A 15,533-nucleotide genomic window follows, 5' to 3' on the forward strand; every position below is an offset into this window, starting at 1 on the left:
GAGGACTTATACGTGGTTAAACAAAAACTAGAGCGTTGAGATGGACCACACCGTCGCGCTATAGGTTCGCATGTTGCCGAATTCGCCGCGTTACTTCTAGCGGGCCCACTAGCTCAACGGCCCAACCTGCGCAGTCTTTTTGCCGAATATCCAAAATTCAACCTGGCTGAAACCCGTAGACATGGCGCACGCCAAAATCGCGCCTTGACGTCCGCTGCATCTCCCCAAAAACGGACCTTCCTTAGAAATGACAAACTCGGTCGAAGATCCTATCGGACTTCAGCATCGCGAGCTTTCTGAGCAAGCCATTCAATTCGCTGCTCAACAGCAGAGAGAACCGACCGCAGATCCTTCGAAATCGCTTCAAGTCCCATTGCATTAACCTTGCCGTACTGATCAGCATGAGCCGCAGCAGTAACAAGCTGGCACGCCAATCCAACTGTGAGCACTACCCCCCTACCTGCAACTAACTGCCCGCCTCTCCCTTGATCATCTGGGCCGCGAAAAAGAATTGGAAATATTGCAGTGGATAGCGGAGTTGCTGTCATCCAATTTTCTTCGATCCCAAAGTACTCAACAAAAGCCTCTGACCTAGAAATCAATTGACTTGGCGAGCTAGAAAGAAACACATCCCACATAGCAGAAATCATAGACCACCCGAATTTCAGGCTCGGCCGGTAACTTAGCGCATCGGTCACTGAGTTTACGCCTTCCTCCCAAAAATCGATGAACTCAGATCTACGCGCAAGGCTTGAACGCCCCTTGAGGACCTCGCCCCAAACTTTTTGACCGTGATGTCTATTTTCCAAAGAAGCTCGCTTTGCGATTTTAAGCAATCCGAATTCAATCGCATAAAGCGAAGACTTTATCGCCTCAATAGCACCTTCTGAAGCAGCCAAAGAGCAAACCCCAATAGAGTGAACATCTCTGGTCACAACTATAATCTCGCGACCGCCATATGCTGGGAGCCAGTCTGGTGCAATTGCAGGGGATGAGGATTGCGCGATATTTAATTTATTCTTCGCGATCACAATAAGACCAAGTGGAGAATCGTGACTGCGCCCCTCACTTGCCACCAAGATCTGCTCTTTAAGCATTTCAATAATCGCCATAGCATCGGCAGCCCAACCATTTGGATCAGAAAAAAGAGGCTTCCGAAGAACAAGCGGCACGATCCGGGCTTGTCCCAACAACCTTTTCAACTCACCGCACAGACGGTCTCGATCCCCCTGCTCCTCTAGCCAAAAGACTGCGACTTGGAAGCCCGGAATACGCTCCATACTATCCAAAATCGCTGCCACAACAGTTTCATTTTTCATAATCAGTTTATCCTCGGGCTAGCGGCAGCTGCGATCCGGGCAAGCACGGGAATTCCGACCCGTACATGGTTATGCACGTCAATGTGAAAGAAGTTTGCGTCGTCGCCAGTGCGCAATAAATCAAGAGCTGCAACGCCTTGCTTATGAAGTCCAAGCTTGCTATAGCACTCCGAAAATTCCGATGTTGCGCAATGTCCACGAGCACCGAATTCATTGACAAACATACGCATCGCACGATAAATACACCAGAGCCAAGGATTTGATCTTTTCCCCTGTTCACTCATAGCATCAGCCGCAGCTTCGAGAAAAAACTGGTATTCCGTATTCAGTGCGATTTTTTCCGACAACAACTCCTCGGAAAAATAATTTCTTAAAAGAGACCGATCAAATCTGATATCAGCAGCTTTTGCCTTTTTCATCATCAACCACTCAACCAGCGATACGACCGTATTCACAGTGAGATAGGGGTGACCCCGGGTTTCTCCAAACAAATCATCCGCAAAATTTGCCGTAAATCCGAATCTATCTGGCAGTACTTTTGTAAGCAACTCAATGAACTCCCCAGTTGTCGATTCAGCTTGATGATCAAAGAGGGGAAATGAATCCTGAGTCACATAGGCGCTGAGCTTGTTTTGATCCATAAAAACATAATGAGCGTTAGGCTGCTGGCCCACTAGAATTACCATATTTTCTTTTGCAAAGGCCACAAGCTGATCCAAAAGAGGAAACGCGATCGTATACTTGAGATCTGGATTGTGATTAACAGCGCCTTGTAGCCGACCAAATAAAGTCTCGTATTCATCGATCACTAGAACAGTCTTACTAGCAATAGCAGATCCCTGTCGTATTTCTTCAATTATGTCAACCAAGAATCCCGATGGTATTGGAGCCCCAGTATCTAAGTGCTTTAAGAGAAATCCATAGAGTCTTCCCGATACGTCCTCCTCGCGAAGAACTTCACATGTTTGGAAAACAGTTTCTGAGGACGCAAGCGAGCCGCTAAGGTCATTGCAGGCAGTTGTTTTTCCACTTCGCCTGGCGCTGCACCAAAGCCGTACGCCGTTTCTGCCTTCAATATCTTGCAGTAGGTTACGAACAGATTTTCTTACAACATGAAAATATCTAGATTGAAATGGATTGTTGAGCGGAAAGGTTCGTGCGAAATTATGTTCGAGCACTGCGTCTTCATGGGATTGCGATTGCTTGCTCAAAGCCCCGGAAAGAATTGCGGACGCCCGTTGCTCGAATTGTGAAGCGCTCTGATTTCCTTCATTTGTATCGACAATTTTCTCCTGCATTCTCTCCGCCTGAGCTGACATAGCAACATCAGGTTTCAATCCGCAGATGATCAAGCAAATTTCCCGGGCCTCTGCCTCTTTAAGATCCGACAAAGGAGGAGTTTCAGAGTCCAAAATCGCAAAAATCTCACCTTTGGTCGAGTTTTTTATAGCGCTCGATGAAACTACGAGTACTTCTAGTCGCCTTCTTTCATGGAAATATTGACTCAATTGTGGCAATGGCATCGATGCGGACTCCATTTGCACACAATTATCCAAAGCGCAAGCCATGGGCCTAATCAGGCGACTCAGCATGATCGAAATTGAACCCGCCCCCATTTCCGCCGCCAGACTCGAAATCCCTTCCGCATCAATAAAGGCAAGATAGTGGATCCAGCGGACGCGATTCGCGGCCAGCAATTGCGCTCCAGTTTTCGCATGAAGTTGACATCTAATAAACCCACAAAAAATCCCGGTCAGCATGCGCGATGCAACTTGGCGCAGAGCGACTCGGCGATTTCTACTTTTTTCTTTAATAGCCCCGCCCGAGTAATTTTCAATCACAAGATCAGCGAAACGCTGCACTCCTGATAAAGCTGTGGCGTGAGCCGCTTCTTCCGCACGGTTTTGCTCGTGAACCTTAAATTGAAAGCCTTTCTCAAATACGTGAGTCGTGTGAAAGAGAATACTGCTTTGAAAGCTACTCAGTGCCACCTGCCTTGTTGCACTATTCATTGCGATGAGCTTATCGGTTGTCGCCCCCACCCATTCGCGGTAATATGTCGGCCACTGAAATATATGGTGAACTGAGAGATCGTCCAGCTCGGACTCCAAGCTCAATAAAAAATTGTCAACTTCAATTTTAATCTCAGCCGGAGAACTCGCACCTTCCGCATTTTCAGCTCTAGCTTTTTGACGCACCCTATCGAGAGTCGAGACAAGTGACTTTTGGCGCTTTTTCACAAAAAGAGAAATTGCCGCCTCAATATTCGGCAGCCACTTTTCCACCTGAACAGGACCAAGATCAACGATAAGCGACTCTAGCCTTTGCTGCGCTTGAGGGAATTTCGTCTGCCTTGCCTCTTCTCTAATTGCATCTAACAGCTCTGCAACAGTTGCCACCTTATCCTCCTCAGTCGAAATAAAATAATTTAAGCTGCGTTCGGGTCCACATATGATTTCGGAGAACCATAAAATAGCTGGAAACAAGGAAATTATCTCTCAATTCAAAGCGAATTGAATTCATAATTTATTCATTTACTCACACGTCGCGCTGTACATGAGGTAATCCCGTCAGCTCAGTTGAGCATCAGTTTGTCGCCCTAAGGAGCACCTGGGAACTGCCAAGTCATAGCGACCGCTACGGTACGCGGCAGTTAGTTACGCGGCATCCCATGTTTTGGGGATGAAGCGAGCCGATACACTTGACTAAACACAGCAATGAGCTGCTTTTAGTTAGTCCGCCCGCGATATCGGGACAAGAAGAAGCCCACGCCGACGCAACATTGGTTGGCGGCTAATTGAGACACGGCTATGTGCCAGATATCTCGCTCGAAGCTTCTTCAGTATAAAAACAGCAAAATTAGAGCACCAGGCCGAGCACTCTCATGATCCTCGCTCCTGAAGCCGAAGCAAGCGACATACAAACGATTGCGGACAAATAGGCAGAGGATTTAAATGTGGAAGTTCGGATGCGCTGATTTACATCGCTTAGATTGAGAATCAAGGCTTTTTTTGATTTCCCCTCGTTCCTCTAAAATAGGCAATTCAGCTCAACTAAACTGTGAGTTTTAACTCAATGCTTCTTTAGCATTCAGAACTTCGATCGCATGTTCTAACTCGCTATCGATCAAACGGAGCCTCTCCCGCAACTCCGCCTTATTCAGAACAGGTCTCTCCCCGTCAACAGATGGAGCCCCCGAGAGCGCGGAAATAATGAAGTCTCGTTCGTCCTCAAGGCGTACCATACTCTCACGCAGGGCCTTGATATCAGCGATGTCAACTGCGCGCTTGCGCGCAGACTCGTCACTCAACAAGCTCTTCTCTATCTGATCTATGCCGCCTTGAATTTCAGGATGGCGTTCCGCCGCGATGCGCAGAAACTGCGCGAACTCGTAGATATGGAAGTCTTGCCTCGTCGCCTCGTGAAATTCCTCCAATAACTCAGGACGCGCACCGAGCTTCCGCCCCCTATATATCCACCACCAATCCTCCTTTGCGTCATCAGAGATGAAGATGATCGGTCGCTTCTCCATCTCAGACTTCTCGATCAGATCTTTCCAGATGATCAGGTCCCCATACTTATCGAACTCGCCAGCATCTTTTTTCGCGTCCTTGTAGCCTGGCGGAATCTTGCGAGCATATCGATCCTCCCCTTCTTTCTTAATTGCCGCAAGGCGCTCGGCCTTCCATCGCGACCCCACTCGCCCTGCGAACAACCCCGTGAGGCGAGTCACCGCAACGGCTATGTCGTTGGTGGGATGACTATCGCGAGCAGTCGCCATGCGCTTACGAAAATCCTCCATGGCCATATCCAGAGCTGCGATCTCGCGCTCCACGTCGATCGTGGGATGCGCTCGCAGTTGTCGGAGCTTCTCTTTGGCTTGCCCCAATGCGCCCTCATGATCCTTGATGAGACGGTCATAGGCATCTTGCGCGCCGAACTCGACCTCGAGGCGATTTCGAAGAAACTCGAGTCCGACCTGGTACGGAATCCATAGGGACTCCTTGAGGACCTCGAAAACACGCAATAGCTCATCTCGCACTGGCGCGGGGTGTCGCAGACAGTGCAGGAGGACGTTTGTGTCAGGAACAAAGATGGCGCGCTCCCATAGCGTCGCCAGCTCTTCAGACGCCTTCGGAAACCAACCCGGAAAATCCGCTCTCATCTCATACCTCCAGCCACTCAAGTCGCTCGATGCCCAAGCGATGAGCCGCGTCACGCACGAGTTCCCGCTCTACTGCGCCTACGGTCTTTCCGGTCTCAAGTAAGACGACCGCGAATGGGCTCGCCCCTTTATTGCGCTTGCTCCGCTCAAAGGACGCGAAAAGAATCAACTTCCAGTCGCGGCTTTTGCCCCAACAAATCACGCGACCATCATCTAGCATTTTCCCATGCGGCTTAATGAAGCTATCAGTAACCGACAAAGCTCGCGATTCCATGGACAAGGCCCTCCAAACGTCGCCCTCCGTCAAAGACAATCGCCTGCGCTCGTAGGGTTTCAGTAAGGAATCCTTAATATAGACTCGGACCTTGCGGGGGTCCATGAAATGGCTCAGCCGAACACCGATGTCGGCGGAGCGCGTCCATCTCTCATAGTGGCTTGAACGATCCACATCGGATATGTTCGACCATCCGAGCTCATCGGCTTCCGCCCAGAGCTTCGTGCGAATATCGTCTCGGATCTCATCTGGAATCTGCATTGTCATTGAACATTTCCTGGCGGCGGCGACAGAGGGAAATCGAAAGCCGGCAGCTCAAGCCGCGCATCACCTTCACGCGCGAACAGATCTGCTTGATCTTTCATCCAATCCAACATGAAGCTGCCTGCGCTCTCATCTCGGAACTGAATAACTCCGGGCAATCGCAGGCGTTCGACATCTCCACGAGCTGCCTTTTCCAACTCAATTACCTCCGAGATTCGTCGGAGATCGCTCACGAAATCAAGAACGACGACCTTGGACTTCCGCGGACTCACACGCAGCCCCCGCCCCAATTGCTGCACGAAGATTCTGCGACTGTGAGTCACGCGCATGAATGCAATCATGTCCACGTCCGGGACATCAACTCCCTCATTGAACAGATCCCTCGTCGTCACCACGTCAAGATTGCCCTTCCTGAACGCGGCCATCACGCGATCACGCTCCCGCGGGGGCATATCACCAGTGATCGATTCGGACCGCAGGCCAAACAGGCCCAGCATCGCGGCAAAACTCTTTGCATGAAGAACCGTCGAACAGAACACGATCGCCGATCGTCGTTTCTCACTGTCGAACACGGCTCGGATACTTCTCGCAGCTTCCTCATCGCGCGTGGGTAGAAGAAGAAGTCGGTTCAGCTGAGCGATCGAGTAGCTGTTGCGCGAGTGTGCCTTGACGAACTTCCAGTCGATGTTGTCCGCAAGCAATCGATAGTCCGCCTCGCAAAGAAACCCACGGCGCAATCCTTCGGCGATACCAATACGAACCACGGGTGGTCCCAACAGCGCGTCGATGTCATAGCCATCGCCACGCCAAGGCGTCGCGGTGGCTCCGCCGATCAACGCGTCCGAAAACTGGTCGGTGACCCGCTTGAACGTGTCCGACCCCACATGATGCGCCTCGTCGATCAACAGCACGCCGAAGTTTGGGAGAGTGTCCAGCTTGGACACCACGCTCTGCACAGTAGCGAACGTAATGCCATCCCAGAAGGACGGGACTTCCCCTCCAACAAGTCGGTGCGTCGGAATCCATTTAGGCAGTTGATCCCAGAATGATCTTTGCAGTTGATCAACGAGCTCCCGGGTCCCCGCGAGAACAAGCGCGCGACCGTGCGGAACGGCTTCGTCACGATAGAGTTGCGCGAGCGCCTCGGCCATCACCACGGTCTTTCCCAAGCCAGTCGCTAAGACCACTTGCCCACGACCGGTTTCTCGCAAGGAGGCCACGAACTCTTCAATCGCCTCGTTCTGGTAGTCACGCGGCTCTCGGCGGGCAGATGGATACTCGGGGCTGCGGCGAGCCATTTCAAGCAATACCCCAGGTTCCAATATCTCGATCTGCATGCCGAGCGCCCGCCAGCGACCTATGGCGGCAAGCGTGGCCGGCCCGGTGGGCCGAGAGGACGCCACGAGAATGCGATCGGCCCGATAGTAACGAGCAGCCTCGGCGACATCGTCGACGACTGCTGCGGACGGGGACCCCGCAGTAGCGTATTTACAGCGGATCACCCATAGCTTGCCCTGCTTCACGCCGAGAACGTCCGCGCCGCCACTCGCTGGACTTCCTACCAATCGAACGTCCTCGAAAGCATTCGAGACCAGAAGACGAGCGACATCCCTCTCGAATGCCTGCCATGGCCCTTTCAACAGCCGACGCCCGTCGAGGAAGGGAGCTCTCATCTCACTCGGAAAGGTCCGGCCTCAGCAATCGCAATGAACAAGTTGCGCGAACGATGGCGTCTCTGTCCGCGCGCTCCAACTCGGTGGGTGTTTGGTGCGTGAGCCAGACCGCGTCCTCGAGATACGCGTCATAACGCGATCGAACACGCTCCTTAGCTTCCTCGGTGATCCTGGGCGAACCGAAATCGAGCGTCTCGTAGGGGTCCTCCCAATATTTTCCATCTAAGAAAAGTTCAGGGTGTCGCGTGAAGCAAGCTCTGACTGACTGGGCATCCGCGTAATCCCAGAAGCGACCATCCGCGATGATCGAGCGATGATCGGTAACACCTCGCGCGGCCATTCGACTGGTGATTGATTCGCGCTCTTGATCGGACAGCTCCAAGAAGAGCGACGCACCTTGTCCGGAGAGACGCTGCGAAATCGCTTTGCCGATATCCCCCATGACGGTCGTAGCCTGAGCGATGATTTCGTTCGGGTCCAAGCGACTGTCGACGCAATACTGATTGCGAAAGTCTGAAAGTACCTTCGCGATGGCCACATCCGGTAGTTGCCCTTTCAAGAACTCAACGGTTCGATAGGACAACTCGGTCAGCAACGCGTCAAGAGGCGTCATCGTCGTCGAGCGGAAAACATCGTTACCAACATCGACGAGGAATCCGTAGGTTCTGGTCGCGACATCGTCCAGTTTAAGCAACCACGGCACACCGGGTGGCAGCTCTGGGTCCTCCGCCTCTACGCCGAACGCCTGAATTTCGTATTCAACTCTGTATGTCGGATGAGCGTACTTCCGGGTCAGCTCGTACAACGGCCGCCTCGGCGGAGGCACTGGCGGAGTTTCAGGAGAAGACTCAACATCCGCAGGCGTTCCTGAATCTCGATTCGAGGGAGTATCCCCTTCGGGAACGTTGTCGCCTGTGCCTAGAAAGCCTTCTGGAATCCCCGAATCCCCGCTCTTTGGATCCGAGGAGCCGCCATGATCTCCAAGTGCCTCGCGATCTTGCTCCTCCACCAATTGCCACCAACGTTCATCCGTCAAATAGTCAGCGTCGCCAGCGGCGAAGGATTCGGCCATTTGCGTCGCGCGATCGTTGTCCTTGACGACCATGACTCTCGACCACAGACCGTTCTTTCCCTGTGGGCTGGAGCGGCGGAAAGCCTGGAACAGTCGGTAGAGGGGGCTTTGGTTGCCGTCATATCCACGCTGCTTCGCCGCCACAGGTCGCAATGGCCCTTCTCCGCGAACCAAGCGAACCATCTCGTTCCAAGCGGGGTCATCGCGCTCGAACCGATCCTTCGTGTAGCTCACTCGGCAGTGATCAAGATGAATTTCGCCCACGAAGCGCCCTCGATTGCGCGGGTCATCGATCGGGTACTCCTCCTCCGAATTCTCGCCATCGCTCCAGGTAAACAAATCCTTGTTGGCGATCTCGATTTTCCGACCGTTGCGAATGAAGTCGATGCCAAACTCGGTCTTGTCAAGATACCTCTGCAATCCGATCCAGCCGCGCAGGCGCCGAGGCGTCTCGATGACTTCGCATTGTGGACTATTTGTGGGACATGCTTCTTCGTCTCGGCTCAGTGTGCGCATGCAGTGCTTGCAATATCGGCGAGGAGCCAAGGACAAGTCGAGTCTTTCCACCGCGTGGACAATCGTGCCATCAGGCAACTCGACGGAGCGCTGCTCATCCCAAACGCAGTGTCGCTGAGCGTTGATCCGCGTGTTATTGACCGAGAGCCGGATCCTGCCGGCCTCCGAGTTCTGCAGCAACGCCGAGTAGGTTCGCGCCAATTGCTTTCGGATGGTCTTGAGATTGTTGGCTCGAGCCAGGTAGGCGCGTTGATCGGGCTTGAGCCGCGAGATGATGATTTGGGTTCCATGCTCGGCGTGCTCCCGCTTCGCTTTGGTCTGCCGAGGCACCTTGAAGCTTTGCGTCGTTCGCAAGGCGTGCAGGTCAATGCGAACGCCTACCCATTCCGGATCACCCGCGCGCGTCGTCCAAACCTCCGTGACGAGGCCAAGACGGGCGGTCGCGATATTGAAGCCCATTCCGAACAGGCCAAGATTCGACAAGGGATCGTTCCCCGTCCATCCCGCGCGGACCGCTTTTTCGAGAGTTTCGAGGGACATCCCCGGACCGTTGTCCCTCACCACGACCTGACTCGACTCCGTGTCCACCGTTGGGATCGACACCGAAATCTCGGGATTGTCGACCTGGCTCCCCGCCCGAGTCGCGTGCAGGAAACCGTCCATGCCGTTGTCAATCAGCTCCGCCAGGCAACGCCATTGCTGAAGATTGATCTCGCCCAGCATTTGAAGCACGCGTGGGTCCGGCGTGAGATCAAGATCCTGCGACATGGATGAACTCCCTCCTATGGATTGACATCGATTCTCTACGAAGAAGCCATTACCTCACGCGTTTCCGCTTACGAGCTGACAAGGCTCGCTTGGAGTCACTTGATTTCATGGAGAGAATCTTTTGGGTCAAGGTAGCGAGCGAGCCCGGATCCCTTGTCTCGCACTCCCATATCACCAGCACGGTCCACCCGAGGGCTTGGAGCGCCTCTCGCTGCCGCTCATCTCGCGCGACATTCGCCGTCAGCTTCGGCTCCCAGAACTCCAATCGAGATTTGGGCAATCGCGTCGCCGCGCACCCAGCGTGGCGATGCCAGAAGCAGCCGTGAACGAACAACGCCACCCCTCGCGAAGGAAACACCAAGTCCGGAGAGCCTGGCAAACGGCGATCGTGAAGTAGATAGCGAAGCCCCGCAGCATGCAATGCGCGACGAACACGCATCTCAGGCTTGGTGTCGCGCGAGCGCACAAGCGCCATTTGCGCTGATCGAGCCGGATCAGTCGGTGGCGAAAAGGCCCGGGTGGGCATTGTCTTGCGCCTCCATCGCCAGCGCGACAGCATCGTCGTCCGCCACCTCCTCACCGGGCGTCATGGCGGCGTTCTGCGCGAAGGCGGAAAGAAAGTCACGAATGATCCGCCCCCTGCTCTTGTATGGTGGGTTCTCGGCGAAGTGCTGGCCAATCCTCTGGACAATGAAAGTTGGAGACATCTTGTCCTCCAAGACTTCCGACATGGCCCACGCGCGACCGGGATGCATCACATCCCATGGAGATCTCTTGTTGGCACGGGTTTTCGCCGAGTCCCCATGCTTGCTGATCCCCCAGCAAATTCCGACCTCATTGTTCCAGATCGGCTTGAACATACCGATCAGATGCCGCTCCGCGACCAATTGCGCATTCGTCGCACATACCAAGCGACGGCATTCAAAATCTTCGACCCGTAAGGGGTCAAGCAGTTGAGATCGGACTGCGTAGTCTCCTACCGTACGAATCATTCGCCTGTGGTCAGCAAGCCGACCGTAAAGCTGCGGCCCTTGTTCCCGCGCGGACCGGGCATCCGCCTGTTTGGGATCCGCCTTCCCTACATAGATGGGAGTCTCGGTCCTGGACACTGCCCTGTAGGCGGGATGATCACCGTTGTAATAGATCGCGTAAACCCCGGATCCATAGGTCCGCGCGATTCGCTCAATCGGTACGCGTTCCTGCGCCATCAATGCGAGGGCGACGAGGCGTCCCGCAGTATCAGGATTCGTGGGATCGAATGACGCGCCGGGCTCCTTGATAGGGTCCAGCCCCGCCCGCGTGGCCTCAATTTCACCCGAGAGCGCAAGCAACTCCGCCACCGCCCTCGTCGCGGCTGGCCGCGACAAAGATGGCAACAACGATCTCAGTTGATCGAATCGCTCGCGAATTTCGCCGATGACGGCTTGCTCGGGTCTTCGAGGCCTTGTCGCCATCACGCGGCGATCCGTTGTTGGCCGTCGGTATCGGCCAAAATTCGAGCAAGCCATTTGCCGATGGCTTCAGCCAACTGCGCCGGTACGGCATTGCCAAGTTGTCTCATGCTCTCCGTCCACGAACGTGGGAAATGATAGGTGTCCGGCAGTCCTTGAAGACGGGCGGCCTCTCTGATGGTGAAGTAACGCACCGAGCCATCATCACGAACCATCATGTTTTCACCACCAGGCACGCCATGGTCGCCAGCCTTCAACGCCTTAGCCGGCTGATCGAGAGGGCTACCCGTATGACCCGGGTAGACACGCGCCCCATCCTGAAGGACATGGTTGATCTTCCCATTGGGTTCGTCGAGACCACGCAACGCGTCACGCACGGTCACCCATGCGGCTTCTTTCGGAGCCTCATCACGAGCACGAAGCCTATTGACCGTCGCGAGATCAGACGGAGCGATTTGATCGTCGTTCGGTTGTCGCATCCCATGTCGAGCCCAGTACTCCCCAGTAACCCACTGATCCCAAAGCAACCGCTCGCGCGAATGAGTCGGAACAGGGGGAGACAGCACACCGCCCAGATCCGAGCGAACCCCAGCGATGATGACGCGATGCCGTTTCTGCGGCGCACCATAGTCGGCGGCGTTCACCCGCACGACAAGAACATCGTAGGTCGGAGCGTGTCGCAAAGCGCCAAGCCGTGCGGTATGTGTGACATGATCCTCGCCCTCGAGCCGCGGCACCTCGGGATGGCTTAAATGAGCAACGATCCAGCCTAGGTATTCCGCGAATGCCTCCCGCGTGAGACCTCGCACATTCTCGAAAAGAAAGGCCCTAGGCTGCGTCTCGCGAACAGCCCGAATCGCCTCCGGCCACATGTCGCGCGCGTCATCTTGCCCCTGATGCTTACCTCCAATCGAGAACGGCTGGCAAGGGGGACCTCCCGCCACCAGATCGAGTCGCCCGGCGAAGCGGCGCCAGTCGATGTCGCGTACATCCGCTCGTTCGAGCGGCCAGTCGCGGACGTGTTGAATACGCCGACGTTGATTGTGGTGAACCGTCGCGACCGCTTCTTCGTTCCACTCCGCCATGAACTCATGATGGAAGCCGGACCGCGAAAGACCCAGGGCCAGTCCGCCGCAACCGCTGAACAACTCGATGCTATGCATGGGTATGTCCGTTCTTGATGATCTCTGGGCCGCAGAAGGCGAACAGAGAATGTTTGCAGTGGATATTCATGTTCTTTTGCTCTTACCCGCGCCCGGAGTTTGGATGCGAGTGACCTCGACTCTCATGGGTTCCTTCGGAGCATTGGTGGCGAACAAGCTCGATTGCTTGCCGCCGCTATTGCGCTCAGCGAACGACCTCATGAACTCCCGCAGAACATCGGAGGCGTGCCTGTTTTCAGCGACACACGCGCCTTGAAACGCGTCGCGAAGCTCCTTCTCCACGCGAATACGAATCCCGACATCCTTTGAAGACATGAGGCATGCTAGCAGATGGATACACAGATGTGTATCCGCTCTGCATACTGTATTTTAATACAGTATTTTCGTTGCGCGTATGAAATCGGCAAGGCGTCTGCTCGAGAAGGCAGGCTCGACCGGTCAGCTCACAGTATTGAGGCGCGCGGCGCGATCGCGCTCTACCTCGATGCGCCGCGCCTCACGCGGATCAACGCCGTCGATGCGCTTATCCGTTTCGGCGCGCGCCATCCTACGCGCGGCCGCAAGCGTCACCGCCGGCCGCACGCGAAGCCAAAGACCGCACCCGTCCGCCTGCAAATATTCCCTGTCACGTAGCGCCTCCGGTGATGCCGCTTGAGCCGCCTTTCAGGCTAAGCCCTTGATGTACAGGGATTTTTGAGCTGACTTCGGATCTACTGGGAAAGAAAGAGGGTGGCTAGGGCGGAATCGAACCACGAGCCGCGATTTTCAGGCCTCGATTGATCCAAATGCATTCCGCTCGAATGGCGAAAGTCCTCTGATGTAGCGATGCACAGTGCTCTCGGAACGATGGCCGGTCTGCCGCTGGATAGCCCACGTCGGCACACCAGCCCTCGCAGCCGCAGTGACCAGCCCAGCGCGCAGACTGTGCGCTGAAAACCCGCTTGGATCGATTCCGCAGTCGCGCATGCGCCGCCGCATCACGCCGCCGACCGCTGCACCGCTTAGCCCGCGCCCAGGCCTTCCATACCGATCCACCCTCCTGAACAACGGCAGTTTGTCCATTGCCTCCTCCTTACACAGCCCGCGCAGCCGCAGGATCCACGCCTTCAGCAGCTTGACCGGGCACATCCGCCCTGGCCCATGCGGCAGCGCCACTACCCTGCCCTTGCCCTGCTGATCCGTCTTCGATCGCACCAAGGTCACCGTCACGCCTTGGGCATCGAACGCGAGGTCTTCGAGCTTCAGCCTCGCCAGCTCCGACCTCCTGAACCCTCCCGCAAAGCCCACCACCAGCAAGGCTCTGTCCCTCAGGTCTCGCAGCGGGTCTAGGTGGCGCTGCGGCTTGGCGAGCAGACGCAACATATCCAGGCTCAGGGGCTTGGCTTGCTTTTGTGCCGAGCCATGTACGCGCCGTATCCCACGCATGGTGGTCTGCACCAACTCCGAACGCGTGGGCGATGGCTTGCCCAGGGCAGTGTGCGCACTGGCGATCGCAGCCAAGCGCCGGTTTAACGTGCTCGGCTTGACCTTGCCGGCGTAGGCCGCCAGGTATCTGGCCACCATGGCCGGTGTCGCCGGGATTCTTCCGCCCCAATCTCGGAAGTGCCGCAGGTCACCGGCATAGGCGCGCCGGGTACTGTCGGCCACGGCGCTGACAAGATAGTGCTTGAACTGAGGAGGCCGCTTGCCGGGCTTGGTGGGACTGGGCTTTCTTGCCGTAGCCAATCTAGAAGGCCCGGATGATCTGTGCGCAGTGGATACGCCTGTCGATGACTTGATGCGACGCTTCTTCATGGTGTTGCTCGCGGATGAGTTGACGCTGGTTGGGTCTTGAAAATGAACAACGCCCGCATCAGCGGGCGTTGAGGGGTTTGTTGCCATAAGCTTGCCCATGGCCGTGGTCTGCGGTCTACAGCGAGTCGGAACGAGTTCTCGGGCTACTCACCACCACTGTTAGATAAGCGGTCTGGTCCCCTAAACTGGGCCGGCTGCGCAGCCGGATGGTCAGGTGCAAGGCGCCCTCCCCCAATGCCTCGCCCAGGCTGCGTCCTAGGCTACGCACCACCCGCACGGTGAGCTGGTACTCCGATGGAGCCCACAGAACCAACACCGCGCCCAGCGCCTGCTCCAGCCAGACCCCGCGGTGCCGGAATTCCTCCAGCACTTGCACCATCGCCGCATCCAACTGGGCGGGCTCGTCCAACGCCTGCGCGAAGAGTTCCAGCTGCACGTGGCCGAGGTCCAAGGTTTCGACGACATCCGAGTGGTCCCAGGCCGCCTCCAGGATGGAAAGGCCCGCAAGCACGCTGCGTTGCAGCGCCACATAGAACCACTGAAGAGGCGCCAGTTCAGCCGGGACATTGGCATCTGCGATGTCGATGCGTGCATCGATCGAGTCGCACAGGATGCCGAGCATCGAATCAGCGTGCGGCGGCGGGTGGTTGTGCGCCCCGAGGACGATCCCGATGACGTGAGCATCCTGGTCCCACATGCGCCAGATGAGGCACATGGCCGCTTCGATCTCCGCAGGCTTGAGGTTGAAGCCGAAGGCCAGGCACAGGATGCAGGTGTCTGTGAGGTCTACCTGGCTGGCTGAGAGAACGGCATCGCTGTTGGGCGCACCCTTGGCATCCTGGTTCTCATCGACCTCGATGAAGGCCGGTCGCTGCCTCAGCAGATCAGCCAGCGGGGTGTGGGGCGGCGTGTCAATGTGGGCGTGAAAGCGCTGGACAAACTGGCGTCCAGTCCGCCCGATGCCAATCAAGCGCACGGCGGCGCTCGGCCCGCTGTCGGCGGGCGTGTGAAGAACGTTCATGGGGATGACCTATGGCACCGCGCGCGAGGACACACGGCACAAAAAAGTGAAGA

13 protein-coding genes are annotated in these 15,533 nt (G+C 55.8%); 1 reads left to right on the top strand and 12 read right to left on the bottom strand.

What is annotated here, in order from left to right; translation table 11 throughout:
* Positions 1–269: 269 nt before the first annotated feature.
* The 10 genes from AC1VNX_RS23805 to AC1VNX_RS23850 form a co-directional block, all read right to left on the bottom strand.
* On the bottom strand, positions 270–1,319 hold the full coding sequence (locus AC1VNX_RS23805; protein WP_483160086.1) for a hypothetical protein: 1,050 nt from the start codon (positions 1,317–1,319) through the stop codon (positions 270–272).
* Positions 1,320–1,321: 2 nt separating this feature from the next.
* The gene (locus tag AC1VNX_RS23810; protein ID WP_483160088.1) at positions 1,322–3,718 is read right to left on the bottom strand and encodes a hypothetical protein; all 2,397 of its coding nucleotides are present in this window, start codon (positions 3,716–3,718) and stop codon (positions 1,322–1,324) included.
* A 668-nt stretch (positions 3,719–4,386) separates the two neighbouring features.
* Positions 4,387–5,484, bottom strand: coding sequence for a PIN-like domain-containing protein (locus AC1VNX_RS23815; RefSeq protein ID WP_483160090.1), 1,098 nt, complete (start codon positions 5,482–5,484; stop codon positions 4,387–4,389).
* 1 nt (position 5,485) lies between these two features.
* Positions 5,486–6,025 (bottom strand): hypothetical protein, encoded by a 540-nt coding sequence (locus tag AC1VNX_RS23820; protein WP_483160092.1) that lies wholly within the window; start codon positions 6,023–6,025, stop codon positions 5,486–5,488.
* Positions 6,022–7,695, bottom strand: coding sequence for a DEAD/DEAH box helicase family protein (locus tag AC1VNX_RS23825; RefSeq protein ID WP_483160094.1), 1,674 nt, complete (start codon positions 7,693–7,695; stop codon positions 6,022–6,024). Before AC1VNX_RS23825 ends, AC1VNX_RS23820 begins: the two co-directional genes overlap by 4 nt.
* Position 7,696: 1 nt before the next feature.
* The gene (locus AC1VNX_RS23830; RefSeq protein WP_483160096.1) at positions 7,697–10,051 is read right to left on the bottom strand and encodes an ATP-binding protein; all 2,355 of its coding nucleotides are present in this window, start codon (positions 10,049–10,051) and stop codon (positions 7,697–7,699) included.
* Between the two features lie 49 nt (positions 10,052–10,100).
* A complete protein-coding gene (locus tag AC1VNX_RS23835) occupies positions 10,101–10,610 on the bottom strand; it encodes a very short patch repair endonuclease (RefSeq protein ID WP_483160098.1) in 510 nt (169 codons plus the stop codon).
* Positions 10,546–11,505, bottom strand: a complete 960-nt coding sequence (locus AC1VNX_RS23840; protein WP_483160100.1) for an Eco29kI family restriction endonuclease — start codon at positions 11,503–11,505, stop codon at positions 10,546–10,548. The genes AC1VNX_RS23835 and AC1VNX_RS23840 overlap by 65 nt, the downstream gene beginning before the upstream one ends.
* Complete coding sequence (locus tag AC1VNX_RS23845) at positions 11,505–12,665, bottom strand: DNA cytosine methyltransferase (protein ID WP_483160102.1); 1,161 nt, start codon at positions 12,663–12,665, stop codon at positions 11,505–11,507. Before AC1VNX_RS23845 ends, AC1VNX_RS23840 begins: the two co-directional genes overlap by 1 nt.
* A 66-nt stretch (positions 12,666–12,731) precedes the next feature.
* Positions 12,732–12,980: a hypothetical protein gene (locus AC1VNX_RS23850; protein WP_483160104.1), complete on the bottom strand. Its 249-nt coding sequence runs from the start codon at positions 12,978–12,980 to the stop codon at positions 12,732–12,734.
* A 15-nt stretch (positions 12,981–12,995) separates the two neighbouring features.
* Here AC1VNX_RS23850 and AC1VNX_RS23855 point away from each other — a divergent pair, with 15 nt between their 5' ends.
* Complete coding sequence (locus tag AC1VNX_RS23855) at positions 12,996–13,298, top strand: hypothetical protein (protein ID WP_483160106.1); 303 nt, start codon at positions 12,996–12,998, stop codon at positions 13,296–13,298.
* Between the two features lie 132 nt (positions 13,299–13,430).
* Here AC1VNX_RS23855 and AC1VNX_RS23860 read toward each other — a convergent pair whose 3' ends face one another.
* Positions 13,431–14,558: a site-specific integrase gene (locus AC1VNX_RS23860; protein ID WP_483160109.1), complete on the bottom strand. Its 1,128-nt coding sequence runs from the start codon at positions 14,556–14,558 to the stop codon at positions 13,431–13,433.
* A 16-nt stretch (positions 14,559–14,574) separates the two neighbouring features.
* Positions 14,575–15,480: a hypothetical protein gene (locus AC1VNX_RS23865; RefSeq protein ID WP_483160111.1), complete on the bottom strand. Its 906-nt coding sequence runs from the start codon at positions 15,478–15,480 to the stop codon at positions 14,575–14,577.
* Positions 15,481–15,533: the final 53 nt, after the last annotated feature.

The sequence above is a fragment of the Variovorax sp. TLI9-5A genome (genome assembly GCF_056867935.1).

Coding starts and splice junctions, on each gene's coding strand:
- AC1VNX_RS23805 (WP_483160086.1), bottom strand. CDS start 1,319: ATGAAAAATGAAACTGTTGTGGCAGCGATTTTGGATAGTATGGAGCGT.
- AC1VNX_RS23815 (WP_483160090.1), bottom strand. CDS start 5,484: ATGAGAGCGGATTTTCCGGGTTGGTTTCCGAAGGCGTCTGAAGAGCTG.
- AC1VNX_RS23820 (WP_483160092.1), bottom strand. CDS start 6,025: ATGACAATGCAGATTCCAGATGAGATCCGAGACGATATTCGCACGAAG.
- AC1VNX_RS23825 (WP_483160094.1), bottom strand. CDS start 7,695: ATGAGAGCTCCCTTCCTCGACGGGCGTCGGCTGTTGAAAGGGCCATGG.
- AC1VNX_RS23830 (WP_483160096.1), bottom strand. CDS start 10,051: ATGTCGCAGGATCTTGATCTCACGCCGGACCCACGCGTGCTTCAAATG.
- AC1VNX_RS23835 (WP_483160098.1), bottom strand. CDS start 10,610: ATGCTGTCGCGCTGGCGATGGAGGCGCAAGACAATGCCCACCCGGGCC.
- AC1VNX_RS23840 (WP_483160100.1), bottom strand. CDS start 11,505: ATGGCGACAAGGCCTCGAAGACCCGAGCAAGCCGTCATCGGCGAAATT.
- AC1VNX_RS23845 (WP_483160102.1), bottom strand. CDS start 12,665: ATGCATAGCATCGAGTTGTTCAGCGGTTGCGGCGGACTGGCCCTGGGT.
- AC1VNX_RS23850 (WP_483160104.1), bottom strand. CDS start 12,980: ATGTCTTCAAAGGATGTCGGGATTCGTATTCGCGTGGAGAAGGAGCTT.
- AC1VNX_RS23855 (WP_483160106.1), top strand. CDS start 12,996: ATGGATACACAGATGTGTATCCGCTCTGCATACTGTATTTTAATACAG.
- AC1VNX_RS23860 (WP_483160109.1), bottom strand. CDS start 14,558: ATGGGCAAGCTTATGGCAACAAACCCCTCAACGCCCGCTGATGCGGGC.
- AC1VNX_RS23865 (WP_483160111.1), bottom strand. CDS start 15,480: ATGAACGTTCTTCACACGCCCGCCGACAGCGGGCCGAGCGCCGCCGTG.